Genomic DNA, 23427 nt, shown 5'->3' on the forward strand with positions numbered 1-23427 from the left:
AGAACGATATGACGCGCGCGACGGAGATATCAAAGCTGCAAATTGATCCGCGCTATTTGCTGATCATGCTGCTTCCGGTGGTTGTCTTAATCGCCGCCGAGTACCTGCTTGGCACTTTTGGCGACACCTCGGTCCATCTGGAAGGGCTTGAGTTAAAGGCCCAATCCAAGCTGATCGAGCTTAGCGCGCGTTACCGCTTTCTGGCATCGCTCTTCTTTTTCATAGGGGCGACCATATCCGTGACCGCCGTTTTTACATTCGAGCTTCTTTCCCGGCATACACGCCGATCGATCCTGACAACCCTGCTGGGCATCGTGGGGGTCATCGCAGTTTCACTTAGCTTTTCGACCTTTGAACCCGCGTGGATGCCCGCCGGGTTCGATAGTCATACCTTGCTTGGGGAAAACCTGTATTTCGAGGTGATGCTAACGGCTAGCTTGCCAGGCTGTGAAGCAGGTGGCAGCTTGCCAGACAATTGCGACAAGCAAGGCGCTTTCTACGCAATGGAATACCTGCTGGACCGGGCGAATTTGTTTACATCTCTGTCTGCAGGGGCCGTGATCGCGGGTATGGTCCTTGCACTATCCCGACCATCTGCTTTGGGGGCTTCAACGCATTCAGATCTTGAGAAAGAGGCGGTGATTTTGAAGTCCGCACAAGAAAGCACGCAACGCTATCTGTACTGCTCGGGGATACTTCTGACCACTGGCATGGTGCTGATGATCTCCTGGATGGCCTGGCCCGGCGATGCGATCTTGGACAAAGACATGCGCGAAGCGCATGAGCAGCTTGTCGGCTCTTTATCGATCTACCGCGGGGTCACCTATTCCGTGCTAATCTTGTCCTATTACCTTCCAGTAAGCCTGTTCTTGAAAGTGCGCATTGATGCGTTTCACGACGCTGTCAAAGCATCTGGCACGCCAGAGCTAGCCGAAGATGTTGCGGGCTTCGACATTCAACGCATCGCAACTCTGGATGCGCTAAAGGCCATCATCGCAATCGTATCCCCGATTCTGACAGGAGCCATTGGATCGTTCGGAAGTTTGTCTGGCTTCGGCGGGTAAGATCTTGGCTTGGAAACAAACCAAATCAACCACGCATTGCTATTATTTGTGGAATATCTAACCCTTAAATCTAGCGAGTAGAGAGTTTACGCGAGGTCGTCGTAATTCTTCTGGATTTTTGTATCCAAAATTAAATAAGCTGCTTTGTACCACTCGCGGACATCCGGCTTTCTTACAATTAATTATCTATGAATCAGGACATTTCAATCAATGGAACGCTCGCACCTTCGACAAGGTTTTGTAAGGTGCTCGAAAGAGTTTATGGCATCTCTGCCAATGTGAACACTTCAACAATCCATCTAAAAGAATGCGCTGCGCCCTTCACCCCTGCGGTACGGCAACACGATTCACAGACGATCAACTGAAAGAAAGCGCCAAGCGCATGCTAAATGTGTGTCTGCGCGTCGAGGATTGCCTCGATGCCGTTGGCTCAGATCCGGTCGTTGCCCGTGCAGTTTCTGCACAAGTTATGGGCACGACCGGTCTGACGGTCTTTTCTGGTGACAAGTTGCATAGTACGCTGCACTAACCGCAACAGTCTCAGGCTCAATCCTTTATGAACATTGTCGACAGCCACACCGGCGGCGAACCAACTCGGGTCATTCTGGATGGTGGGCCGGATCTAGGGCGTGGCCCCTTATCGGAACGCGCCCAGCGCTTGGCGGACGACCACGAAGACTTTTACCTGTCGGTCATGCTTGAACCGCGCGGGCAGCCCGCGATGGTCGGCGCTTTGCTGGTTGAACCCGTGGACCAAAGCTGCGTTACGGGCGTGATTTACTTTGATGCCGGTGCGGTTATTGGAATGTGTGGGCATGGCACAATCGGGCTTGCCGTGACGCTTTACCATTTGGGGCGTATCGGTCTTGGTCGGCACCGCATCGAAACCCCCGTCGGGGTGGTCGAGGTCGAACTGTCTGACGCAAATACCGTGACCGTGACCAATATCGAAAGCCGCCGCGTTCAGGCGGGTGTGATGTTGGATGTGCCCGGCCTTGGCCAGGTAAAAGGCGATGTTGCATATGGCGGCAATTGGTTCTTCATTCTTGATCCCGCGCCCCTTCCAGTCGACGCCGGAAGCATACGTGCCTTAACTGATGCGGCCATTGCCATTCGCGACACGGCGAATGCAAATAAGATCGGCGGCGAAAACAGTGAACCGATTGATCATGTGATCTTTCAGGGCACATCCCCAAACCCGGAAATGCACAGCCGCAACTTCGTGCTGTGCCCGGACGACGCCTATGACCGTTCCCCTTGTGGAACAGGAAGCTCTGCGCGGTTGGCGTGCTTGGTCGCGGATGGGCGGCTTCAGTACGGGGAAGAGATCGTACAGGAGAGCGTCATTGGGAGCCCTTACCGTCTATCCTGCACAGCCGGTCCGAATGGTGGCGTTATTCCGACGATCACCGGACAAGCCTACATCATGGCTGAAAGCCGCTTAATTTTTGACGCGCGCGATCCCTTCAAGGATGGTATCCGAACCTAACCACCACCGCTTTCTTGAAGGTCAAAGATGTCTGACGAAATCACAATCATTGGTGCTGGAATTGTTGGCACTAGCATCGGGCTTGAGCTTGCGCGCCGCGGCCAGAAAGTCCGCGTGCTGGATCGCAAAGGCGTCGCGGGTGAGACGTCGCAAGGAAACGCAGGCGCATTTGCCTTTCAGGAAATTGTTCCCTTGGCCACGCCCGGCATCATGATGAAAGCGCCAAAGTGGCTGATGGACCCGCTGGGCCCGCTTTCGATCCCGCCCGCCTATGCGCTTCACATCGCGCCTTGGATGTTGCGGTTTTGGCGCGCCAGCTGGCCTGATCGCTACAAGTCCTCAATGTTGGCACAGGCAGACCTGATGCACCTGTCCAAAGCTGCTTTTGAAAGGCAGCTGGCGCAGATCGACGGCGAGCATCTGATCATGCGCGATGGGCAGCTGGCGCTTTACGAAAGCGACAAAGAGTATCGTGGCACGCTTCCCGGATGGAAGCTGCGGCAGGAACATGGGTTCAACGCCACGCACCTCACAAACTCGGACATAATTGCGGAGTACCAGCCGGGGCTGGACAAACGCTTTACCCACGCGGTGTTCACTCCGGATTGGTTGAACACTGTCGACCCGAAGGTCTGGGCAGAGACCCTTGCGCAAGCTCTCAGTGACCTTGGCGGTCAGATTCAAATTACCGAGGTTCAGGGCCTCGCCTCGTCCGAGACTGGAGTTCGGGTCGAAACGTCTGATGGCCCCATTGAAACGTCACGGCTGATTGTTGCGGCAGGCGCATGGTCGCATCATCTTGCACACCACGTTGGTGATCGTATCCCGCTGGAAACAGAGCGTGGTTACAACACGACATTACCACCAGGCGCGTTCGATCTTCGCACTCACCTGACGTTCAGCGGGCATGGTTTTGTCGCGTCGAAAATCGGTGGTGGCGTGCGCGTGGGTGGCGCGGTTGAGCTTGGCGGCTTGAAGCGGCCACCCAATTACAAACGCGCAGAAATCCTGCTGCAAAAAGCGCAGGAGTTTCTGCCCGGTTTGCGGACAGAAGGCGGTACGCAATGGATGGGATACCGCCCGTCTTTGCCAGACAGTTTGCCGGTTATCGGAACTTCTCCCAGTAATCCACGCGTGATGTATGCGTTTGGTCATGGACATCTTGGGCTGACACAATCGGCGGGCACGGCTGAACTGGTTGCGGATCTCGCTCTGGGGGCAAAACCCGCCCTATCTCTTGAACCGTTTTCGCCAACCCGTTTCTAAATGGGCATCCAAAAGCGTTACAGAACGATCACGCAGGCGTGCTTCAAACGGTGCTTCCATTTTGCGCGCGACACCCCATATCCTGCTGGTAACTGAAGGAGACCACCATGCGTTATCAGAAAACTCAGGATGCCATTGATCGTCTGACCCAGGAAGAATACCGGGTCACCCAACAAAACGGGACGGAACGGGCGTATTCGGGCAAGTATGATAAGCACTATGAACCCGGCATCTATGTCGATGTGGTTTCAGGCGAACCTTTGTTTGCGTCCTCGGCTAAGTTTAATTCTGGCTGCGGTTGGCCTGCGTTCTCGACCCCGATTGAGACAGCCCATGTGACCGAGCATCGCGACAGCACGTTTGGAATGGATCGGGTCGAAGTGCGTTCCAAGCACGGTGACAGCCATCTGGGCCACGTCTTTCCCGATGGCCCGCGCGAAACCGGTGGGCTTCGCTATTGCATCAACTCGGCTTCGCTGCGGTTTGTGCCGAAAGACCAGATGGAAGCCGAAGGCTATGGCGACTATCTTGACCTTGTGGAGGAGAGCTCATGACTGAACGCGCAATTCTGGCCGGTGGCTGTTTCTGGGGCATGCAGGATCTGATCCGCAAGCTGCCCGGCGTGACGAAAACGCGGGTTGGCTATACGGGCGGTGACGTCCCGAATGCCACTTATCGCAACCACGGTACCCATGCAGAAGGGATTGAGATCTGGTTTGATCCGACCAAGACCAGCTATCGTAAGATCTTGGAATTCTTCTTTCAGATCCACGATCCAAGCACGTTGAACCGTCAAGGCAATGATCTGGGCACGAGCTATCGTTCAGGCATTTACTATTTGTCGGACGAGCAAAAGCAGGTTGCTTTGGACACCATCGCGGATGTCGATGCCAGCGGGCTGTGGCCCGGCAATGTCGTGACCGAAGTGAAAGCCGCCGGAGATTTCTGGGAGGCAGAGCCAGAACACCAAGACTATCTGGAGCGCCTGCCGAACGGCTATACCTGCCACTTCGCCCGCCCCGACTGGGTTTTGCCCAAGCGCGATGCGGCTGAGTAGAGCGTAACACGGATGGCCAAACCACCGCTGCAGTTCGACAACAGCTATGCCCGCGAGCTTGAGGGCTTCTATGTGACGGTGCAAGGCGCGCAGGTGCCTGCGCCACACGTCCTTCGTTTGAACCACCCATTGGCGGAAGAGCTTGGGCTTGATGCGGACCACTTTTTGACACCCGAAGGCGCGCAAGAGCTGACCGGGATGCGCGCACCCGAAGGGGGCACGTCGATCGCCATGGCCTATGCCGGGCACCAATTTGGCGGGTTCTCCCCTCAACTTGGAGACGGGCGCGCCCTGCTGATCGGCGAGCTGATTGATCTCAACGGTCAGCGTCGTGACATCCACCTAAAAGGATCTGGCAAAACCCCATTTTCGCGTGGCGGAGATGGCAAAGCCGTGTTGGGTCCGGTCCTTCGCGAATACTTAATGGGCGAAGCGATGCACGCCCTTGGCATTCCCACAACGCGGGCCTTGGCGGCATCAACCACAGGGGAAATGGTGCTGCGCCAGAACGGCCCGGAACAGGGCGCCGTTCTGGCGCGTGTAGCGTCTTCACATCTGCGCGTTGGGACGTTCCAATTCTTTGCCTCGCGCGGGGATCATGCTCGTGTTCGAAAGCTTGCCGACTATGCCATTGCTCGCCACTATCCTGACGCGACTGCGGCAGACTCTCCGTATCTTGAGCTGTTCCGGCAAGTCCAAGATCGTCAGGCGAATCTGATCGCAGAATGGGTCCATGTGGGCTTTGTTCATGGCGTAATGAACACCGACAACATGACCATATCCGGCGAGACGATCGACTACGGCCCTTGCGCCTTTATCGATGCCTACAGCCCGGATGCCGTGTTTTCCTCAATCGACCGGCAAGGACGCTATGCGTTCGGAAACCAGCCCAATCTGGCGCAGTGGAACCTTGCACGCTTCGCGGAAACGCTGGTCCTTCTGATCAACCCGGAAGATCAGGACGCCGCCATCGCGCAGCTGATGGAGGTGCTAGAGGCATTCCCCGAGCAGTACCAACAGCATTGGTTGGACGGGATGCGCCGGAAGCTGGGACTGTTCACTGAGCGGGACGAGGATCTAGATCTGACAAACGACTTGCACGCCCTGATGCAAGAGGCCGGCAGCGACTACACTCAGACCTTCCGCGCGTTGTCGCGTGTGGCGGACGGCGATGCGGAGGCTCTGAAAGGGATACTGAAAGTCGAGGGTACCATGGACTGGATCGCGCGCTATCAGCACCGGCTAGGACATGACGGCAAGCATGATACACGCGCGGCGGCAATGGATGCGGTGAACCCGATCTACATCCCGCGCAATCACCTGGTCGAAGAAGCCTTGGCCGCCGCGTCCGATGGTGACATGGGGCCGTTTGATCGATTGCTTGAGGTGCTGAGCACGCCTTTCCAACTGCAAGAGGGCGCTGACGCCTATGCCTTGCCTGCCCCAGATGGGTTCGGGCCGTATACAACGTTCTGCGGTACTTGAGTGAGATTGAGTCTCGGGATCGCCAACGGGAATTGACGACCCCGAGCACTTACATGGACGCGCCACTTCGCCCATGACTTATGCTTTGAACAACACTCTGACCCACCCCCGGTTGAGATGTTTGCAAAGCACAAACTGATGTATACAGCGCCATCAAGACGCTTCGGTCGCGGGAAAACGCGTCACGCTTCGGTGCAATTCCCGGTGACGTGACGAAGTGGAACGTAATGTTTCCCCACGACGAAGCATTCCAACCAATCCGAAGAAGATGAATCCGACCTGGATCAGGAAAGCACCCAGGTTAAACGCATCAATCAAACTGGCCAGCACAAGCACCGCTGCCACTATTTTGGACAGCGAATACCCAGCGCCATTGCCGCATGTGTACCCACATTGAACCATTGCGAACCCACCTACATAGATGGCCGATCCAATCACTCCTCCAACTTGAAGGAGCCATGGGTATCCCGCAAAAATTTCGAGAATATCTGGCAACTTAAAAACCTCTTCATATCAATAATGATGAGATTACGAGGTGCCCGGTCTGTCGTCATACCCAAGTTAGGGTAAAACGCTTTAGCCTAGATGTTTTTCGACCTCGTCCAAGACATCCCGCCAGTGACGGAAGAACACAAGTTGCCCAGCATCGTCATAAAGACGGAAGTCGATCCAATCATAATCCGCACGAAACTCGTCCAAAGTGGCAAGCGGCACCTGTGGGTCTTGTGCTCCATTCATGAAGATGACTGGCAGTCGTCCTTTCTGAGCTTGAACCCTGAAGGACCAATCGGTTTGCTGTTCCCCCATCACCATGCGCGAAAAGGCTTCATGGGATGAATGTGTGTCGGTCAGCGCGGTCTCTGATCCTGTGACCATTGCTTCAAAAACCTCTGGATTTTCAAAGGTTTCAATATCGGCTGGATTGTTGCCATAGACAGCATGGATAAACCCGCGTTTCCCGATTTTCCGCGCAAGATAGAACCCGGCTTTCACCATAAAGGGCAGTAAGTGCGGCGTATATCTTGCCCCCGCCAAAATAAAGCGGTGCCACTTCTCCATGCGCTCATATTGTGCGCGATTGGTCATCGGCAGAACACCTGCGCAGGCGATGATCGCGGTCAATTCAACCTCGTCATGTCCGGCAAGCGAAAACGCATAATGGCTGTCTGATCCCAGCGAGATGATGGGGCAGCGCCGAACGCCTTCAGCCGCGAGAATTTGAAGCGTGTCACGGGTTGCAGTTTCGTCATAGTCGACAGATGAAGGCACCATGTCAGACTGTCCAAATCCGGCACGTACCGGGACAATCACGCGGATGCCACGGGTTTTGGCCTCTGCTTCGGCCGACGCTGGCCAACGGACCAGCCCATAATCCAAGGGTAGGAACAAAACGGGCTTTCCAGCCGGATCCCCCAAAACCAGATAGTCCAACCGCCGCCCATCAGGGGTGATCAGCGTCTGAAATGGGCGTTCTTCCAGCGTCGCATAACCACGGCTGACAATGCGCGGACCGGGATCTGCTTTGATCGTCAGGTTTGACATATCCATCACGGAAAGCGCCAGGCGCACCAGCTCGATCTGGCTTTTCGTTTCGGTCTTGGAGAGGATGGATTTGATCTGTGCGCGGACGGTATCGACCGAGCGTCCTCGTTGTTCAGCGATCTCTTTAACCGAACAGCACTCGACCAAGTTTTGTACAACACTTGCTTCCGCGCCCGTCAGGTCAAAGGCCCGTTTCAGGATGTCTTCGAACCCGTCGGGGCAACTGACTTCGGAGGACGCGGCAAGGACGTATGCGCCACGGTCCCCCACCTGAACTTCCTGCAAGCGCACGACGACGAAATGTCCTTTCTCGCGCGAGCGCAAACGAAGGACGGCGGTGTTTTCATTTTCATCCGTAACCAAAAGGCGCGCGGCAACCCGGATGCTTTCCACATCCTCTGGATTCACGCGCATCTTTGCAATGTCGTCGCCCAGCACCAAACCCAACACTTGTTCGGCGGCGCCGTTCACCGCTGCAACCTTTCCCTTCTGATCCAACAGAAAGGCTGCAACCTTATCGAAAGGCGCAATGGCAGCATTCAATTGGTCTTGTGTGCTGGATTGATCCAGCCGGTCCAAAAACGCGCCCGCTCGGTCGAAATGGCTTGAAATCGTATGATCGTCGAGCAGCCGAGGCGCGGATAAATCCACGCCTTCGCGTAGCGGTTTCAGGGCTGACTCCCAAAGATCCAGAAGCGTTTCATATCGTGATGGATCAAGCGCAACATCGTAAAGACGCTCAATCGCTTCGTCGCGGGTTCTTCCTGTCAGACCATCATCACCGCCCGACATTGGATGTGCGGGTTCAGTCATGGCAAAACAATCATCTATAGCGCAAAATAGCGCTGGGTTCGCATAAGGCTATGGTAGCAAGGGGTTGCATGTCCGCCAAGGGCCGAAGCCTTACGGGAATCCCGACTGAAACACCCCTTGACGCAGCCAATATTCACGCATGCGCTGTGTAGACTCACACCGCTCAACCCTTCGAACTGACTTAGTTCTGCGCCATCAAACGGGCGACATCCAACATGCGGTGCGAGAACCCCCATTCGTTGTCGTACCAACCGAAGACCCGAAGCAAGCCGCCCTCCGATACCGACGTTTCCGGGCCCGAGATCACCAGGCTTTCGGGCCTCATACGTAGGTCAGACGACACAAGCGGCTCCTCTGTCCACCCAAGAACATGGCCCGTGGCGCCCTGTTTCAGGAATGCTCGGGCTTGGGCTTCGCTGACCTCAGTGCTCAGACGCACGGTCAAATCGATACAGGAAACCGAGGCCGTGGGCACACGGATCGCGCGGGCCTCGATCTTGCCCTGAAGCTCGGGCAAGACGTCCCCAACAAGCTTGTGGGCGCTGGTCGTGGTCGGGACCATCGACAGCGCTGCCGCACGGGATCGTGCCGCATTCTCGCGTGGTTTATCCACTGTGGGCTGACTGCCTGTATAGCAATGCACCGTCGTCATATGCCCGCCAATCACGCCAAATTTGTCATCCAGAAGCTTCAATAGAGGGGCCAGCGCATTGGTGGTGCAAGATGCGTTGGACACAATCCGATGCCCCGACAACTGATCTTCGTTTGCCCCCAGCACGACAGTCACATCAACCTCGGACGACGGACCCGAGATCAAAACGTTGCGCGCGCCCGCAGCAAGACCACGCTCGGCGACCGCGCGTTTGCCCGCCATGCCGGTGCATTCCAGAACTACGTCCACATCCGAAAGATCCATCGCGCTGATGTCGGAACGGTCGTAGAAGGGAATGGATTGCCCATTGATCAACAACGCCTGATCACCAGCCGATACCTCACCCGGGAACGGACCAAATACGCTGTCATATTTGAACAGGTAGGCGCAGGTGTCCAAGCTTTCGATGTCGTTGATGAACGCAACCTCAAACGGGCCAGCATCTTGAGCCAAGATGCGCAGGATCGATCGGCCAATGCGGCCAAAACCGTTTAATCCGATGCGGATTTTCTGTGCCATGACGTGTCCTTCGCGCGCATATATTATCCCCACAGAAGGGGATATGCGGGTTTGGTTCAAGGATTAGTTTCGAGATTTTGATCAAATTTTGTGTGATCAGAGTTTCCCAAGCGACATATGTCGGTTCACGTCCTTATAAAGAAGGTATCGAAACGGACCGGGTCCGCCTGCATAACATGCTTGCGGGCAAAACGCGCGAAGCCACATGTAGTCACCTGCTTCAACCTCGACCCAATCTTGATTCAAGCGATAAACCGCCTTGCCTTCCAGCACATAAAGCCCGTGCTCCATCACATGGGTTTCGGCAAAAGGAATGACACCGCCAGGCTGGAACGTCACGATGTTCACATGCATGTCATGGCGCAAGTCGGAAGGGTCGACAAAACGTGTCGTAGCCCATGCGCCATCGGTTCCGGGCATTGGGATCGGATCATGAACGGCGTCGCTGGTCACGAATGGCTCGGGCGCATCCACCCCATCAACGGATTGGTACGCTTTGCGGATCCAATGGAAGCTGGCCGCCGCATCCGAGGCGTTCGTCAAAGCCCAAGGACAACCAGCCGGTAGGAAGGCGTAACCGCCGGTGACCAATTTATGCTCAGCTCCATCAATCGTAAGGGACACTTCCCCCTCGACAACAAACAACACAGCCTCGGCTTGCGGATTGTCTTCTGGTCGGGTGCTGCCTCCGCCCGGTGCGACCTCGGCGATGTAATGCGAAAATGTTTCAGCAAAGCCAGACAGCGGGCGCGCCAAGACCCAAAACCGCGCGTCAGACCAGTGTGGCAAGGCCGAGGTCGTGATATCTGACAACGTACCCTTAGGAATAACCGCATAGGCATCCGTGAAAACAGCACGATCCGTCAAAAGCTGCGTTTGAGGGGGTAATCCCCCCTCGGGTACATAATAGGTCGGTTTCGTCATTCGGGCCTCCTGAGAACGCCCTATTCAATCGCAAGACGCTGGAAGCTCCAAGCTATTTCGTGCCGAAGCTATGACGATTGCTCACGTTTTCGTTTGCTGGATGGACGTTGGATGCAGATTTGGTCCAGATATCAATCGAACACCGCGACAGATTGGTGACGGGAAAGGACTGCGTCATGTTAGACGCCTACGCACGCAAGTTGATTGATCCGCCGCTGAACATGGCGGGGCGGGGTCTGGCACGTGTTGGTGTTGGCGCCAATTCGGTCACGCTTGCTGGATTGGTGGTCGGGATCGCCGCTGCCGTTGCAATCGCGATGGGGTCATTCACCATGGGATTGGTCCTTATCATTCTGTCACGTCTTGCCGACGGTTTGGACGGAGCCGTTGCCCGCGCCACCCACAAGACCGACTTCGGCGGGTATTTGGACATCGCGTCCGACTTTCTGTTTTACGGCGCGATCCCCTTCGGCTTTATCCTGTTTGACCCCAGCACAAACGGCATCGCAGGCGCGTTTTTGCTTCTCAGCTTCTACGTGAACGGCGCCAGCTTTCTTGGCTATGCCATCCTCGCCGAGAAAAAGGGGATCAAGACCCGCACCCAAGGGGTGAAGTCGCTCTACTATTCAAATGGGCTGCTCGAAGGGACGGAAACCATCGCGTTCTTCGTCCTGCTCTGCCTTGTCCCCCGTTTCTTTATGCCGCTCGCATGGGCGTTCGGCATTCTTTGCTTTGCCACTGCCATCCTGCGCGTCTATGGCGCGTATCAAGCATTTGGCCAACTTTCATCCGACCAACAGGAGACCGAATGAAACACCTCGCTTTTGCCGCCAATTTGCTGGCGACCACTATGCTGCCCCTTACCGGTGCTGCCGATCCAAACCCATCCAATTGGGACGCCGTCGTGGCCGAAGCCAAAGGCCAAACCGTTTACTGGAACGCATGGGGTGGTTCGCCCACCACCAACGCCTTCATCGAATGGGCGGGGGATCAGATCGAAACCCGCTACGGCGTGAGGTTGGAGCATGTGAAGCTGACCGATACCGCCGATGCCGTGACCCGCGTTCTGTCCGAAAAGCAGGCCGGGCAGGATAAGGATGGCGCAATCGACATGATCTGGATTAACGGCGCCAACTTCGCCTCAATGAAAGAGGCTGGATTGCTGTTTGGACCCTTCGCCGAGCAACTTCCGAACTGGAAGTATGTCGATGCTGACGGCAAAACAGTCCGCACCGATTTCACCGTTCCAGTCGAAGGGTTCGAGGCCCCATGGGCCATGGCGCAGGTCGTGTTCATGTATGACACGGCGGACATCCCTGCCCCGCTGCCCTCGGCCGCTGCGATCCTTGAGTGGTCCAAGGCACATCCCGGTCGCTTCACCTATCCGCAGCCGCCAGATTTTCTGGGCAGCACCTTCCTGAAGCAAATGCTGGTTGAACTGGCCGAGGACACCTCTGCCCTTGCAGCCCCCGTGTCGGATGACAGCTATGACACCGTCACCGCGCCGTTGTGGAGCTTCCTTGAGGAACTGACCCCCACGCTCTGGCGCGAGGGTCGCGCCTATCCCGCCAATGGCCCGCGTCAAATTCAGCTGATGAATGATGGCGAAGTTGATCTGGCGATCAGCTTCTCACCATCCGAAGCATCGACTGCCATTGCCAACTACGAACTGCCCGACACCGTGCGCACCTTCGTGTTGGATAAAGGCACCATCGGAAACGCGTCCTTCGTGGCGATCCCGTATAACTCGGGCTCGAAAGCCGGTGCGATGGTTCTGGCCGATTTCCTGATGTCGCCCGAGGCACAGGCAAATGCACAAGATCCCAATGTGCTGGGCTACGGCACCGTCCTGAACATGGCTGCCCTATCGGACGAGGATCGTGCGCGGTTCAATGCGCTCGACCTTGGAATTGCGACCCTGACGCCTGCTCAGCTTGGCACAGTGCAAGACGAACCGCACCCCAGTTGGATGACCCGCATCGCGGATGACTGGCAATCGCGCTACGGCGTTCAATAACGGGCTTGCCCCGCGCGTGATGTGCGGGGCAAATTCGACTTTGATATGGTGCGTTTTTCCCCTCTTCCCCTGTTCCCGACGCTGACCGTTTTGGTGCTGCTGGGTCCGCTTGCGGCAGGGCTGTGGGGAACGATACTACCCGCATTTGGGCACTTGCCGGCCGCTGGTGAAACCGGACCCAATCTTGAGGCGTTCCACGCGCTTTTTGATTGGCCAGGGATCGGCCCCGCAATCCGACTATCTCTGGTCACCGGGATCGTGGCAGCGGTGCTTTCGCTGGCAATCACATCGCTGATCCTTGCCGGATGGGCCGGGACGCGCGGGTTTCGCCTTCTTGAACGCCTGCTATCGCCCTTCCTGTCGGTTCCCCACGCTGCAGCCGCCTTCGGGCTGGCCTTTCTGATCGCCCCATCCGGCTGGATTGCACGACTGTTCTCCCCATGGCTTACAGGTTGGGACCGACCGCCTGACCTTCTGATCCTGAACGACCCATGGGGGCTGTCCCTGATCGCAGGCATGGTGATGAAAGAAGTGCCATTCCTCCTCCTCATGTCCATCGCTGCACTGGGGCAGATCGACGGATCACGCCGCATGGCACTGAGCCAGAGCATGGGCTACGGTCGCATCTCGGCCTGGATGTTCGCGATCTTCCCGGCAGTTTATGCCCGCATCCGGCTGCCGGTGCTGGTGGTTCTGACATGGTCGATGTCGGTGGTCGATGTGGCGGTGATCCTTGGACCTTCCACACCCCCAACACTCTCCGTCCAAATCGTGCGGTGGATGTCGGACCCGGACATCGCCTTCCGCCTGCAAGCTGCCGCCGCGGCCTTGGTGCAGCTCGCTCTGGTAGTCGGGGCGGTTGGTCTGTGGTTTCTTGGTGAAAAGCTCCTCGCCCGCATGGCCTGCGCCCGGATTGAAGCAGGGCACCGCGGTCACAACGACCGAACCTTGCGCGCCATGGGGTTTGCCTTGGGCACTGCCATATCCCTCGCCCTGTTGATCGGCCTTTTGGGCCTGGTGGTTTGGTCCATTGCAGGCTTCTGGACCTTCCCCGACCTCCTGCCCGACCAGTTCACCGCGCGCAGTTGGATCCGCCACCGCGCCGGCAGTCTGGATGCGCTTGGTGAAACCGCACTAATCGCTGCGATTGCTGTCGCAGTCGGTATGCTTCTCACCGTGGGATGCCTTGAAACCGAGGAACGCCGCAACCTGCGCCTGACAGAACGCGGCATGTGGCTGATCTATCTGCCGCTGATCGTGCCGCAAACTGCCTTTCTGCCGGGACTTCAAACTTTGTTTCTGAACCTTGGCCTAGACATGGGCCGCGCGCCCGTTGTGCTGGCTCATCTGGTCTTTGTCTTGCCCTATCTGCGCCTGTCGTTGGAGGGGCCTTGGAAGGCATGGGATACGCGCCAAGCCACCGTTGCTGCTGCCCTTGGTGCCAGCCCTAATTGTGTTCTCTGGCGTGTTCGTCTTCCGATGCTTCTGGCCCCGCTTCTAACCGCCATTGCCGTGGGGGTCGCAGTGTCCGTCGGGCAATACCTGCCAACGCTTCTGGTCGGAGGTGGCCGTATCGAAACACTAACAACTGAGGCCGTCGCGCTGGCCTCTGGCGGCGACCGCCGCGCCATTGGCGTCTTTGGCTTGATGCAGACCGCCGCTGCGCTGGTGCCCTTTGCGCTGGCCTTGGCCCTTCCCGCCCTGATATGGCGCAATCGAAAGGGACTTCTGAATGGCTGATGGGCTGCATCTGGATAAGGTGGCGATCACACATGGTGGCACGCAATTGATCACCATCGATACCCATGTCACGCCTGGCGAGGTGCTGACGATCATGGGCCCGTCTGGTGTGGGTAAATCCACGCTACTCTCCGCGATTATCGGCACGCTGGCGGACAGTTTCGACTGCTCTGGCCACATCATCCTGAACGGTCGCGATCTAACGCCCCTGCCGCCGGACGAACGCTGTGTCGGCATCTTGTTTCAGGACGCCCTTCTGTTTCCACACCTAAGCGTCGGGGCGAACCTTGCCTTCGGGCTCGCCCCCGGCGGCGCGCGCGCTGAACGGCGCACCAAGATCGACACTGCCCTTGCCGAGGTTGGATTGGAGGGATTTGCCGACCGAGACCCCGCCACCCTATCGGGCGGTCAGAGGGCACGGGTCGCATTGATGCGCATGCTTCTGTCCGAGCCTCATGCGCTTTTATTAGACGAACCGTTCTCGGGCCTCGACGCTGAACTGCGCGGACAGGTGCGCGATCTTGTCTTTGAGCACGCCCGCGCCCGCGCTTTGCCTGTGCTGCTTGTGACCCATGATCGGGATGATGCCGAGGCGGCAGGTGGTCCGGTTATTAATCTGGGTTAGGACCTAAAGGCGCACCAGCGCCCTGTTTTCCAACCGGTACCCTTCCGGCGCGATCTCGGCGCGGAAGTCCGGGTCGTGGCTGACCAGCAGGATGGCTTGATCCAGTCCCTTAAGGATCTCGACCAAACGTGCATAGTTGTCGGGGTCGAGCGCATTAGTAGGCTCATCAAGGATCAGAACTTCAGGCTCCATCGCCAGTACTGTCGCAAGTGTCACCAAACGCTTTTCCCCCCCCGACAGCTTGTGCGTGACCCGGTCGCGCAGATGCATCAGTCCAAGTCGTCCAAGGACGTCATCCACGATGGCCAGCGCTTCATCCTTGGACTTGCCAAGGTTCAGCGGGCCAAAGGCAACGTCCTCTGCCACTGTGGGGCAAAAAAGCTGATCATCCGCGTCTTGAAACACAAAGCCAATGCGACGACGAAGCTCGTGAAAATCTGCTTCTTCGATGCGCGGTTTTTCGAACGCCGTGATCATTCCCTGGGTTGGCACCAGCAGACCCATGATGATCTTCAAAAGCGTCGATTTTCCCGCACCGTTTGGGCCGACAATCGACAGCCGATCGCCCGGCTCCAGCCGCATCGACGCGCCTTCAAGAACAGGGTCGAGCGTCGGATAGGCAAAGTGGATGTCCGTCAGCTCAATAAGCGGCATAAGTGACCTCGGCGCAGACAAGGGCGGCCAGAGCGATGCTTAGCGCGACGGCGAACAGCACATCCGTGCGGGTTAGTCGGAACTCTTCCAACAAGACGATGCGCCCGGAGAAGCCCCGGCATTTCATCGCGGCCAGAATGCGTTCGGAGCGCTCGATTGCCCGCACAAGCATCATGCCCACCAGATAGCCATAGCTGCGGTACGTGTGCCAGTTGGTGCCAGGCCGAAATCCGCGCAGTTTCATCGACGTACGTAGTCGCAGATACTCTTCCCTGAGGACGTCGATATAGCGGATGGTGAACATCATCAGATGCACCAGCCGTTCAGGCGTTTTCAGCGCAAAAAGGGCATGGCCCATGGTGACAGGCTCCATCGACCCGACCAGCGTCATTACCGCCAAAATGACGGCATTGGCGGTCAGCGCAATCTCGGTCGCGCGCCACAGACCTTCCCATGTGGCATCAAATCCGAACACCGAGAACATCGGCGTGCCGGGCATGGTGAAGGGCAGCAGGATCAGCGTGAAGATGATGAACCCGTCCATCATCGCCATACGTTTCAGGGTCTTCTGGAAGGGCAGGCCCGAGATTGCCAGCAGCCACATGGATAAGATCAGAGCACCGGAAAGCACGCGCAGATCATCTAGCGCAACAACGGTGATCGCATAGAACACCGTCATCACAATCCGCATCCGGGGATCAAGCGACGATACCGCCGCCCGAAGCGCCCCGAAGCCAGTTAGCGGCTTGTCGTCGGAGGTGAGGACATATGTCACTTACCACCCTCCATTTTGCGCCGCGCGGCGATGTAGAAGCCCAAGCCGAACAGGCCGACAATGTAACCGATCCCACCCAGAATGGACTGGAAGTTGGTTTCGGTTTTCAGGGCTGTAATCTCCTGCCGAAGCGGTCGCAGCTCGGTGCGGAGCAGGGTCGCAATCTCGGCGCGTGTTTCATCCGAAAGGCCCGTTGTAGTGGGCATTGCGGCAGGTTCTCCCGCCAGAACGGACGCCGCCGCCGAGGCGTCTGCTGCCCCTTGCCCCATCAACTGCGCAACCTCTGCACCGGGCATCGTCGCCTCAGCCACATGCCCAGCCCCAAGGTCTGACCGGAAGATGTGGGTCACCGGTAGGGTTGGCGTGTAGACGAAGAACCCATCCTCATTGGTCTTCGCTTCACCCAGCTTGTTGCCAGCTTCATCAAAGACCTCGACCAGTTTGTCCGTGGCCATGGAACCGTCGGACATGCCAATTTCGCCTTCGATATCGCTGCCGGATGGGAAGACACTGGCGATCACATTATGGGCCAGCACGGGCACTGGAGCGATAAGCGTTGCGATCAGTACTAGTACGCGGATCATGCCAAGCTCCCTTTCGCGCCGATGAACAGCTCTGGCTTTACTCGCCGCGCCAGATAGATGGCCGCGCCGGACAAAAGTGCCTCGATCACAATGACGGGGATGTGGGCCACGAAGACGAGCTTGGCGGCCGGGATGAATTCATCCCCAGACAGGCCCAGCGAAAACGCAACGGCAAGCGTGGTCATGGCGATCGCAAAGCCGCCCCCAATGCCACCCCAAATCGCGCCGTGCATCGGAGTTCCACGCGCCACAAGACGTCCAAAGATCAGGCCCGCCAGCACGGCAGGCCCGGCGATGTTGATGGCGTTCACGCCAAGCACGGTCAGCCCACCGAAGCCGAAGAAAACCGCCTGCAACAGCAGCCCGACAAACAACGCCGGGAAAGCCGCCCAACCAAGCACCAGCCCGGCCAAACCGTTTAGGATCAGATGGACCGAGCTTGGGCCAATGGGCACATGGATCAGCGACGCCACGAAAAAGCTGGCGGACAGCACACCTGCCGCCGGAATACGTTCCAGCGGCAGTTTTTTCAGGCCTATCGCGATACCGCCCACAGCCAAAGCCGCGCCGCCAAGCAGCACAGGATTTGACAGGGCTCCATCTACAATGTGCATCGCGCGTTCCTTACTTCAGCTCGGTTGCGTTAATCCACAGAACCGCGTCTTGGCTCAGCTCTTTGCCGTCATGTTCGGTTGCCGGACCCGACCCCAGAGCAGCGAAGCCCCAGTTGCCTGCTTTCGGAATGCCGAAGGTGAAGACGCCGTTCGCGTCGGTCAGGGCCACAATGGTCCCGCCGGGCATCGCGCCAACCGTGCTATCGGTGGTCGAGAACGCAGCAAGATCTGGCTCGGCGGCCATGTATTCGATTTCGATCTCAGCACCCGGAACGGGCTTGCCGTCAGATAAAACCACGCCTGAGAAGGTCGAGCCGACGACGACGTTATAAGGTTTGTTCAGCGGCAGGATTTCGGTGGGCAAGCCCACGGGTTGATCCCAGTCCGTAGGCAGCGTGTTGCGGTTCAGCACGACCTTGGTGATCTGCTGGATGAAGATATCTTCGCTTTCCTCATAGTAAGGCGCAGGCACGGTCACGACCACATAGTCGCCCGAGCGTTTAATGGGAACCGACGCGGTATAAGCGGCGGCCTCGTTCGTAGCGCCTTTGAAAGTCGCCGGAGAAAGACGGTCTGACAGATCAACCTTTTCGCCGTTATGAACCATGAAGAATTCCACAGGCTCGCCCATGTCCATCACATGGCCGTTCTCAAACGGATGCCAGAAGACCAGCCCCATAGGCACGTCGCCGGGTCGGTCAATCAGCGTTTCTTCGGTGTAGTTCAATTGGAAATGCGCTGACGCTGCAGCGGGTAGGAATGCGGCCAGAGTAGCGGCCAGTAGACAAGTTTTCATGTCGTCCTCTTTGGGTACGCAGACGGATGCCTGCATTAAAGAAGGAACAACGGGGATAATGGCTCGGATGGTCTGGTGACCGCCGGGCCAGACGCTCACCCCGGCGTCCGGTTAGGTTGGGCAAATGCCCAGCGTCCGGCAGGTCTCCTGACTCGCGGGTCTTGGCTTGGCTGGCCTTCCCGGGCGTGGCCCAGTGGCGTTTTCAGCTTCGCTCGCCGCTCACAGTTGCGGGGGCAGTTACGGGTTTGGCGCCTTATGGCTACACCTCACCGTATTCCCTATTACTACCGCGGTGCTTCTGCACGCGCGGAACCGATCGCTTGATTGGAATGTCAGATAAGCAAGGTACGAGTCAAGCAATTGCGCCTGCGCAAATGGGTCGCAGACAGGCAAAAGCACGTCGCGAAATATCACAACATACTGATTCTAGTATATTTAATTTCAGAAAATTTATCAGCTACCGCGATAGGTGGAATACCCATAGGGGCTTAGCAACAGCGGCACGTGATAATGCGCAGCCTCGGCCATTCCAAAGCGCAACGGCACCTGGTCGAGAAACAAAGGCTCGGCCCCGGCTTGACCAGAGGCGCGCAGATACTTCCCAGCATGAAACACCAGCTCATAAACGCCCGCTTCGAACTCTTCCGCTGGCAGGATCTGCTCATCCGTGCGCCCATCATCATTGGTCACAAGCGACCTCACCAAGGCGCGTGCCTCGCCCTCGATCCGGTAAAGATCAATCTGCAACCCTTCCGCAGGGCTTCCCTTTGCCGTGTCCAGCACATGGGTGGTGAGATATCCAGTCATTCGCGCCTCCTTATATCGAAACCACTATGATCCAACACGCTTCGGCTGGAAAGACGTTTGACGCAGGGCACGTTCCTTGGAATGCTGCATCGAACGCTGACAGCGAGGTAAACATGCCAGTTCGATATTCCCGTGATATGCGCGGCTACGGCCCCAATCCACCGCACCCGCAATGGCCAGGCAACGCTAAGGTCGCAGTTCAGTTCGTGCTGAACTACGAAGAGGGTGGCGAGAATTGCGTGCTTCACGGCGATGCCGCATCCGAAGCGTTCCTGTCAGACATCCCCGGTGCTGCCCAGTGGGAAGGACAGCGGCATTGGAACATGGAATCGATATACGAATACGGCGCGCGGGCCGGTTTCTGGCGGCTACATCGGTTATTCACAGGTGCTGGTATTCCGCTAACGATCTATGGCGTGGCAACCGCTTTGGCGCGCAGTCCTGAGCAAGTGGCGGCAATGAAGTCTGCGGGGTGGGAGATCGCCTCGCACGGCCTGAAATGGGTCGAGCATAAAGACATGGCTGAAGTTGACGAACGCGCCTGCATTGCAGAAGCCATCCGACTACACACCGAAGTTGTCGGCGAGCCTCCGCGTGGGTGGTACACGGGGCGCTGTTCTGCCAACACCGTTCGGTTGGTCGCAGAACAAGGGGGCTTTGACTATATCTCGGACACCTATGACGACGATCTGCCCTATTGGGCAGAGATAGGGTCACATGACCAGTTGATCATTCCCTACACACTGGAAGCCAACGACATGCGCTTCGCCACCGCGCCCGGCTGGGTGACTGGAGATGATTTTGGGCGATATCTGATCGACGCGTTCGACACGCTTTACGCGGAAGGCGAAGCCGGTCGGCCCGCAATGATGACGGTAGGGCTGCATTGCCGCCTTGTCGGGCGCCCCGGTAAAATTGCCGGCCTAAAACGGTTTATCGAACACTTGCAGTCCCATCCGGACGTCTGGTGCCCCCGCAGGATCGAGATCGCCGAACATTGGGCCGCCACCCATCCCCCCATGCGTTTCGAACGTCCCAGCCAGATGAGCCAAGCCCGGTTTGTCGAGCTTTATGGTGGAATATTCGAGCATTCTCCGTGGATCGCAGAGCGCGCGTTTGAGCAAGAGCTTGGCCCAGCGCATGACAGCGCAGCGGGTGTACATAATGCGTTAAGCAGGGCATTTCGCCGCGCAACCGAAGCCGAGCGTTTGGACGTTCTTAAGGCGCACCCGGACCTTGCAGGAAAGCTGGCATCGGCAGGCAAGCTGACCACTGAGAGCACATCTGAACAAGCGGGGGCTGGGTTGGACCTGCTGACAGATGAAGAGCGCGCAATCTTCACGCAGCTGAACACCGACTATGTCACCAAGCACGGGTTCCCCTTCATCATTGCGGTGCGGGATCATGACAAAGCATCTATTCTGGCAGCCTTCCACCGCCGGATCGGAAATGAGCGGGAGACTGAGTTTGCTGAAGCCTGTCGGCAAGTCGAACGCATTGCAGAGTTTCGTCTGTCGGATCTTTTGCCATGAGCGACATCACTGCGTCCCCGCTAACTGCCGAGGCTTTCGCACCGTTTGGCGATGTGCTTGAACTGACTGACCGTGAAAGCCTGACCATTAATGCCGGCATGTGCCAACGGCATCACGATTTGGCCCAGTTGGATTTCGGCGAAGGTCGCGCAGGGATCAGCTTGTTTGACGGAAAGGCACGCCAATTTCCCTATGGGCTGGATCTTGTCGAACGTCACCCGCTGGGATCACAGGCCTTTATTCCCATGAACGGCGTGCCCTTGCTGGTGACCGTTTGCCCGGACGAAGGCGGGAAACCCGGTACGCCAAAAGCCTTCGTCATGCGCCCAGACCAGGCCATCAACCTGCACAAAGGAACCTGGCACGGGGTCTTAGCTCCCATTGCCGAACAAGGTCTTTATGCGGTGGTGGATCGGATCGGGAATGGAACGAACCTTGAGGAGTTCTGCTTTACAGAACCGGTTCTGATCCATCCGCCGAAAACCTGATCAGAAGAACTGTATGTCGTCGACAAGGCTCATCTTGTTGGACACGTCCTCGATAATGAGCTTGTCACCGTTCCCTAGGTCGATATGAACATCGCCCTTGATGACCTTCGCCTTATTCTGCAACATCTTCCGAACCGTCATGCCTTTTGGCACATCATCACGATCGATGAAAATGCGATCGTTTTGACCGGCGCGGAAGTCCGTGATCCGGTCCCGGCCGTCGTCATAGTAGAAGCGATCCCTACCCGTGCCGCCGGTCATAATGTCGTTACCATCACGCCCATAGAGCCGGTCTGCGCCTGCGCCGCCCTTAAGGACATCCGCCCCGGCATTTCCATACAATTTGTCGGCACCGTTTCGACCCAGAAGCAAGTCGTTACCTTGGTTGCCGTAGAAGCGATTGTTGGCGTTGTTACCCTTTAGAGTATCGGCACCAGACCCACCATGAGCGCCTTCAACACCTGCGTAACTGTCACCAGCCGCAGCACCCAGACCTGACTTGCTTATCAGATCAAGCCTTACAGCCGTGGTCTCTCCTCGGTAGTCAACAAGGTCGTATCCGGCGCCACCAAGCATTTGGTCACCACCTGCTCCGCCGATCAACACATCGCTCCCTGTTCCACCTTCCAGTCGGTCAGCTCCGGCGCCACCAGACAGGGTGTCGTTTCCTCCCGAACCGCGGAGTGTATTCGCGCTGCCATTTCCGAACAGAGAATCGTTTCCTTGTCCGCCAATTACACCTTCGATGCTTGTAAATGTATCGCCAACTGCAGCACCCGCCGTATTCCCATTCCCAAGGTCCACGACAACTCTGTCAATCTCAGTAGAGTAGTCAGCAAAGTCGAAGCCGGCGCCACCGTCCAAGTGGTCCATGCCCAATCCGCCAATAAGATAGTCATTGCCAGCGTCACCAAACAAATTGTCGTCGCCGTCCAAGCCGTTCAGCCGGTCACTTCCGCCGCTGCCCTCAAGCGTATTTCCGACATTGTTCCCGATTAACACATCGTCGCCGCTACCGCCCTTCGCATTTTCGATCACAGTGCCCAAGGCGATCACCAGATTGCCCTTGTCACCCAGAACGTTGGATGCCGCGCCTTCGCGCAAGTCTATGCGTTGATTGGCACCTGACTGAGAAAAATCGAACGTATCTACACCATCAGTGTCAAACACAGTCATCGCAGCCCCGGGCCAACCCGCACCATGGGTTGTGAACTGCGAAAACTCGCCTTCTGCATTCGAGCCATACCCCCAAACAGTATTTCCCGAGTTGGCCGAAACAGGCGTTCCATACATGCTGTGGACCGCATAGATATCCGCCGCCATTGGGCTAAGCACATAGGCGTAGCTGGCATTAATATTACTGTTCTCGGTCTGCGAGAAATACGACATGACCGACATTTGCCAGCTGTCATTTGCGAAGACCGCTTGTTGGCTAAAGTTGGCGCTGCCGTTGTAATCTCCGGCATGCCCAAGCCCCAGTGCGTGACCAATCTCGTGCAAATAGGTTTGAAATGAGTAGCTGTGAATATCGTACTCGTCACCCGAATACCAATCAGTACTAACATTCACTGTTGATCGCAGAATTGTGCCGCCTGATACAGAAGACCAGTTGTAAGCACCTGTATCGTCGTCCTCGAATACGATGTCTGCGGTTGCCGTTGATCCTACGACAAAGTTGATACCTGTAATAATGCTCCAGGCTTCCAGTGCTTTCTCTATGAACCAAACACCGGCGGCTTCTACGCCTGTCACGGAATAGGTCAGCGTGCCACCTGTGGTAACATCAAATTTCCGAGCGGATCGGCCCGTATCTTCCCAAAACCCATTTACCAGATAGTCCGCAGCCTGCGGAATCGTGTACGTCGGCAAAGATGCAGAGCTACCAAACGCAGTCCCGACAGAGCCAAGCGTTTCGGAGCCACCTTTGCTCACATGATACATGTTACCGCATGCTACGCACATATTAACCTCTCAACAAAAAGTT

The 23427-nt window shown here is 57.0% G+C and carries 24 protein-coding genes and 1 riboswitch; of the genes, 13 read left to right on the forward strand and 11 right to left on the reverse strand.

What is annotated here, in order from left to right:
• Positions 1-8 precede the first annotated feature (8 nt).
• From MWU55_RS01785 to MWU55_RS01815, 7 genes are all read left to right on the forward strand, one after another.
• Positions 9-1064, forward strand: a complete 1056-nt coding sequence (locus tag MWU55_RS01785) for a hypothetical protein (protein WP_246933986.1) — start codon at positions 9-11, stop codon at positions 1062-1064.
• A 382-nt stretch (positions 1065-1446) separates the two neighbouring features.
• The gene (locus MWU55_RS01790; protein WP_246933987.1) at positions 1447-1593 is read left to right on the forward strand and encodes a hypothetical protein; all 147 of its coding nucleotides are present in this window, start codon (positions 1447-1449) and stop codon (positions 1591-1593) included.
• A 27-nt stretch (positions 1594-1620) separates the two neighbouring features.
• Positions 1621-2553 (forward strand): proline racemase family protein, encoded by a 933-nt coding sequence (locus MWU55_RS01795; RefSeq protein ID WP_246933988.1) that lies wholly within the window; start codon positions 1621-1623, stop codon positions 2551-2553.
• Positions 2554-2580: 27 nt separating this feature from the next.
• Positions 2581-3819 carry an FAD-binding oxidoreductase gene (locus MWU55_RS01800; RefSeq protein ID WP_246933989.1) on the forward strand — a complete coding sequence of 413 codons (1239 nt, stop codon included), beginning with the start codon at positions 2581-2583 and terminating at the stop codon, positions 3817-3819.
• Between the two features lie 107 nt (positions 3820-3926).
• Positions 3927-4373: a peptide-methionine (R)-S-oxide reductase MsrB gene (gene msrB, locus MWU55_RS01805; RefSeq protein ID WP_246933990.1), complete on the forward strand. Its 447-nt coding sequence runs from the start codon at positions 3927-3929 to the stop codon at positions 4371-4373.
• Positions 4370-4876, forward strand: coding sequence for a peptide-methionine (S)-S-oxide reductase MsrA (gene msrA, locus MWU55_RS01810; protein ID WP_246933991.1), 507 nt, complete (start codon positions 4370-4372; stop codon positions 4874-4876). Before msrB ends, msrA begins: the two co-directional genes overlap by 4 nt.
• A 12-nt stretch (positions 4877-4888) precedes the next feature.
• Entirely contained in the window at positions 4889-6361 is a 1473-nt protein-coding gene (locus tag MWU55_RS01815) for a protein adenylyltransferase SelO (RefSeq protein ID WP_246933992.1), read from the forward strand.
• Positions 6362-6514: 153 nt separating this feature from the next.
• Here the strand turns inward: MWU55_RS01815 and MWU55_RS01820 are convergent, their stop codons facing one another.
• The 4 genes from MWU55_RS01820 to MWU55_RS01835 form a co-directional block, all read right to left on the reverse strand.
• Positions 6515-6799, reverse strand: a complete 285-nt coding sequence (locus tag MWU55_RS01820) for a hypothetical protein (protein WP_246933993.1) — start codon at positions 6797-6799, stop codon at positions 6515-6517.
• 138 nt (positions 6800-6937) lie between these two features.
• On the reverse strand, positions 6938-8716 hold the full coding sequence (locus tag MWU55_RS01825; protein WP_246933994.1) for a LuxR C-terminal-related transcriptional regulator: 1779 nt from the start codon (positions 8714-8716) through the stop codon (positions 6938-6940).
• A gap of 181 nt (positions 8717-8897) precedes the next feature.
• Entirely contained in the window at positions 8898-9887 is a 990-nt protein-coding gene (locus MWU55_RS01830) for a glyceraldehyde 3-phosphate dehydrogenase NAD-binding domain-containing protein (RefSeq protein WP_246933995.1), read from the reverse strand.
• 96 nt (positions 9888-9983) lie between these two features.
• Positions 9984-10811, reverse strand: a complete 828-nt coding sequence (locus MWU55_RS01835; protein WP_246933996.1) for a bifunctional allantoicase/(S)-ureidoglycine aminohydrolase — start codon at positions 10809-10811, stop codon at positions 9984-9986.
• Positions 10812-10987: 176 nt separating this feature from the next.
• Here MWU55_RS01835 and MWU55_RS01840 point away from each other — a divergent pair, with 176 nt between their 5' ends.
• The 4 genes from MWU55_RS01840 to MWU55_RS01855 are packed head-to-tail and all read left to right on the forward strand — an operon-like array spanning position 10988 to position 15193.
• The gene (locus tag MWU55_RS01840) at positions 10988-11623 is read left to right on the forward strand and encodes a CDP-alcohol phosphatidyltransferase family protein (protein WP_246933997.1); all 636 of its coding nucleotides are present in this window, start codon (positions 10988-10990) and stop codon (positions 11621-11623) included.
• A complete protein-coding gene (locus MWU55_RS01845) occupies positions 11620-12828 on the forward strand; it encodes an ABC transporter substrate-binding protein (RefSeq protein ID WP_246933998.1) in 1209 nt (402 codons plus the stop codon). Before MWU55_RS01840 ends, MWU55_RS01845 begins: the two co-directional genes overlap by 4 nt.
• Positions 12829-12873: 45 nt before the next feature.
• On the forward strand, positions 12874-14568 hold the full coding sequence (locus MWU55_RS01850) for an ABC transporter permease subunit (RefSeq protein ID WP_246933999.1): 1695 nt from the start codon (positions 12874-12876) through the stop codon (positions 14566-14568).
• Positions 14561-15193, forward strand: a complete 633-nt coding sequence (locus MWU55_RS01855) for an ATP-binding cassette domain-containing protein (protein ID WP_246934000.1) — start codon at positions 14561-14563, stop codon at positions 15191-15193. Before MWU55_RS01850 ends, MWU55_RS01855 begins: the two co-directional genes overlap by 8 nt.
• Positions 15194-15196: 3 nt before the next feature.
• Here MWU55_RS01855 and MWU55_RS01860 read toward each other — a convergent pair whose 3' ends face one another.
• The 6 genes from MWU55_RS01860 to uraH form a co-directional block, all read right to left on the reverse strand.
• Positions 15197-15847, reverse strand: a complete 651-nt coding sequence (locus MWU55_RS01860) for an ABC transporter ATP-binding protein (protein WP_246934001.1) — start codon at positions 15845-15847, stop codon at positions 15197-15199.
• Positions 15834-16622, reverse strand: a complete 789-nt coding sequence (cbiQ, locus tag MWU55_RS01865) for a cobalt ECF transporter T component CbiQ (RefSeq protein ID WP_246934002.1) — start codon at positions 16620-16622, stop codon at positions 15834-15836. The genes MWU55_RS01860 and cbiQ overlap by 14 nt, the downstream gene beginning before the upstream one ends.
• The gene (locus tag MWU55_RS01870; protein ID WP_246934003.1) at positions 16619-17206 is read right to left on the reverse strand and encodes a cobalt ABC transporter permease; all 588 of its coding nucleotides are present in this window, start codon (positions 17204-17206) and stop codon (positions 16619-16621) included. The genes cbiQ and MWU55_RS01870 overlap by 4 nt, the downstream gene beginning before the upstream one ends.
• On the reverse strand, positions 17203-17820 hold the full coding sequence (gene cbiM / locus MWU55_RS01875; RefSeq protein ID WP_246934004.1) for a cobalt transporter CbiM: 618 nt from the start codon (positions 17818-17820) through the stop codon (positions 17203-17205). Before cbiM ends, MWU55_RS01870 begins: the two co-directional genes overlap by 4 nt.
• 10 nt (positions 17821-17830) lie before the next feature.
• Positions 17831-18616, reverse strand: a complete 786-nt coding sequence (locus MWU55_RS01880; protein WP_246934005.1) for a DUF4198 domain-containing protein — start codon at positions 18614-18616, stop codon at positions 17831-17833.
• Between the two features lie 119 nt (positions 18617-18735).
• A riboswitch (cobalamin riboswitch) is annotated at positions 18736-18948 on the reverse strand.
• A gap of 121 nt (positions 18949-19069) precedes the next feature.
• Complete coding sequence (uraH, locus tag MWU55_RS01885; protein ID WP_246934006.1) at positions 19070-19423, reverse strand: hydroxyisourate hydrolase; 354 nt, start codon at positions 19421-19423, stop codon at positions 19070-19072.
• A 113-nt stretch (positions 19424-19536) separates the two neighbouring features.
• On the opposite strand from uraH, the gene puuE reads away from it, so the two are divergent.
• A complete protein-coding gene (gene puuE, locus MWU55_RS01890) occupies positions 19537-20955 on the forward strand; it encodes an allantoinase PuuE (RefSeq protein WP_246934475.1) in 1419 nt (472 codons plus the stop codon).
• Positions 20952-21443: an ureidoglycolate lyase gene (locus MWU55_RS01895; protein ID WP_246934007.1), complete on the forward strand. Its 492-nt coding sequence runs from the start codon at positions 20952-20954 to the stop codon at positions 21441-21443. The genes puuE and MWU55_RS01895 overlap by 4 nt, the downstream gene beginning before the upstream one ends.
• Here the strand turns inward: MWU55_RS01895 and MWU55_RS01900 are convergent, their stop codons facing one another.
• Positions 21444-23384: a M10 family metallopeptidase gene (locus tag MWU55_RS01900; protein ID WP_246934008.1), complete on the reverse strand. Its 1941-nt coding sequence runs from the start codon at positions 23382-23384 to the stop codon at positions 21444-21446.
• Positions 23385-23427: the final 43 nt, after the last annotated feature.

Origin of the sequence: Aliiroseovarius sp. F20344 (genome assembly GCF_023016155.1) — a bacterium.
In the GTDB taxonomy this organism is placed as follows: Bacteria; Pseudomonadota; Alphaproteobacteria; order Rhodobacterales; family Rhodobacteraceae; genus Aliiroseovarius.

Coding starts and splice junctions, on each gene's coding strand:
- MWU55_RS01785 (WP_246933986.1), top strand. CDS start 9: ATGACGCGCGCGACGGAGATATCAAAGCTGCAAATTGATCCGCGCTAT.
- MWU55_RS01790 (WP_246933987.1), top strand. CDS start 1,447: ATGCTAAATGTGTGTCTGCGCGTCGAGGATTGCCTCGATGCCGTTGGC.
- MWU55_RS01795 (WP_246933988.1), top strand. CDS start 1,621: ATGAACATTGTCGACAGCCACACCGGCGGCGAACCAACTCGGGTCATT.
- MWU55_RS01800 (WP_246933989.1), top strand. CDS start 2,581: ATGTCTGACGAAATCACAATCATTGGTGCTGGAATTGTTGGCACTAGC.
- msrB (WP_246933990.1), top strand. CDS start 3,927: ATGCGTTATCAGAAAACTCAGGATGCCATTGATCGTCTGACCCAGGAA.
- msrA (WP_246933991.1), top strand. CDS start 4,370: ATGACTGAACGCGCAATTCTGGCCGGTGGCTGTTTCTGGGGCATGCAG.
- MWU55_RS01815 (WP_246933992.1), top strand. CDS start 4,889: ATGGCCAAACCACCGCTGCAGTTCGACAACAGCTATGCCCGCGAGCTT.
- MWU55_RS01825 (WP_246933994.1), bottom strand. CDS start 8,716: ATGACTGAACCCGCACATCCAATGTCGGGCGGTGATGATGGTCTGACA.
- MWU55_RS01830 (WP_246933995.1), bottom strand. CDS start 9,887: ATGGCACAGAAAATCCGCATCGGATTAAACGGTTTTGGCCGCATTGGC.
- MWU55_RS01835 (WP_246933996.1), bottom strand. CDS start 10,811: ATGACGAAACCGACCTATTATGTACCCGAGGGGGGATTACCCCCTCAA.
- MWU55_RS01840 (WP_246933997.1), top strand. CDS start 10,988: ATGTTAGACGCCTACGCACGCAAGTTGATTGATCCGCCGCTGAACATG.
- MWU55_RS01845 (WP_246933998.1), top strand. CDS start 11,620: ATGAAACACCTCGCTTTTGCCGCCAATTTGCTGGCGACCACTATGCTG.
- MWU55_RS01850 (WP_246933999.1), top strand. CDS start 12,874: ATGGTGCGTTTTTCCCCTCTTCCCCTGTTCCCGACGCTGACCGTTTTG.
- MWU55_RS01855 (WP_246934000.1), top strand. CDS start 14,561: ATGGCTGATGGGCTGCATCTGGATAAGGTGGCGATCACACATGGTGGC.
- MWU55_RS01860 (WP_246934001.1), bottom strand. CDS start 15,847: ATGCCGCTTATTGAGCTGACGGACATCCACTTTGCCTATCCGACGCTC.
- MWU55_RS01870 (WP_246934003.1), bottom strand. CDS start 17,206: ATGATCCGCGTACTAGTACTGATCGCAACGCTTATCGCTCCAGTGCCC.
- cbiM (WP_246934004.1), bottom strand. CDS start 17,820: ATGCACATTGTAGATGGAGCCCTGTCAAATCCTGTGCTGCTTGGCGGC.
- MWU55_RS01880 (WP_246934005.1), bottom strand. CDS start 18,616: ATGAAAACTTGTCTACTGGCCGCTACTCTGGCCGCATTCCTACCCGCT.
- uraH (WP_246934006.1), bottom strand. CDS start 19,423: ATGACTGGATATCTCACCACCCATGTGCTGGACACGGCAAAGGGAAGC.
- puuE (WP_246934475.1), top strand. CDS start 19,537: ATGCCAGTTCGATATTCCCGTGATATGCGCGGCTACGGCCCCAATCCA.
- MWU55_RS01895 (WP_246934007.1), top strand. CDS start 20,952: ATGAGCGACATCACTGCGTCCCCGCTAACTGCCGAGGCTTTCGCACCG.
- MWU55_RS01900 (WP_246934008.1), bottom strand. CDS start 23,384: ATGTATCATGTGAGCAAAGGTGGCTCCGAAACGCTTGGCTCTGTCGGG.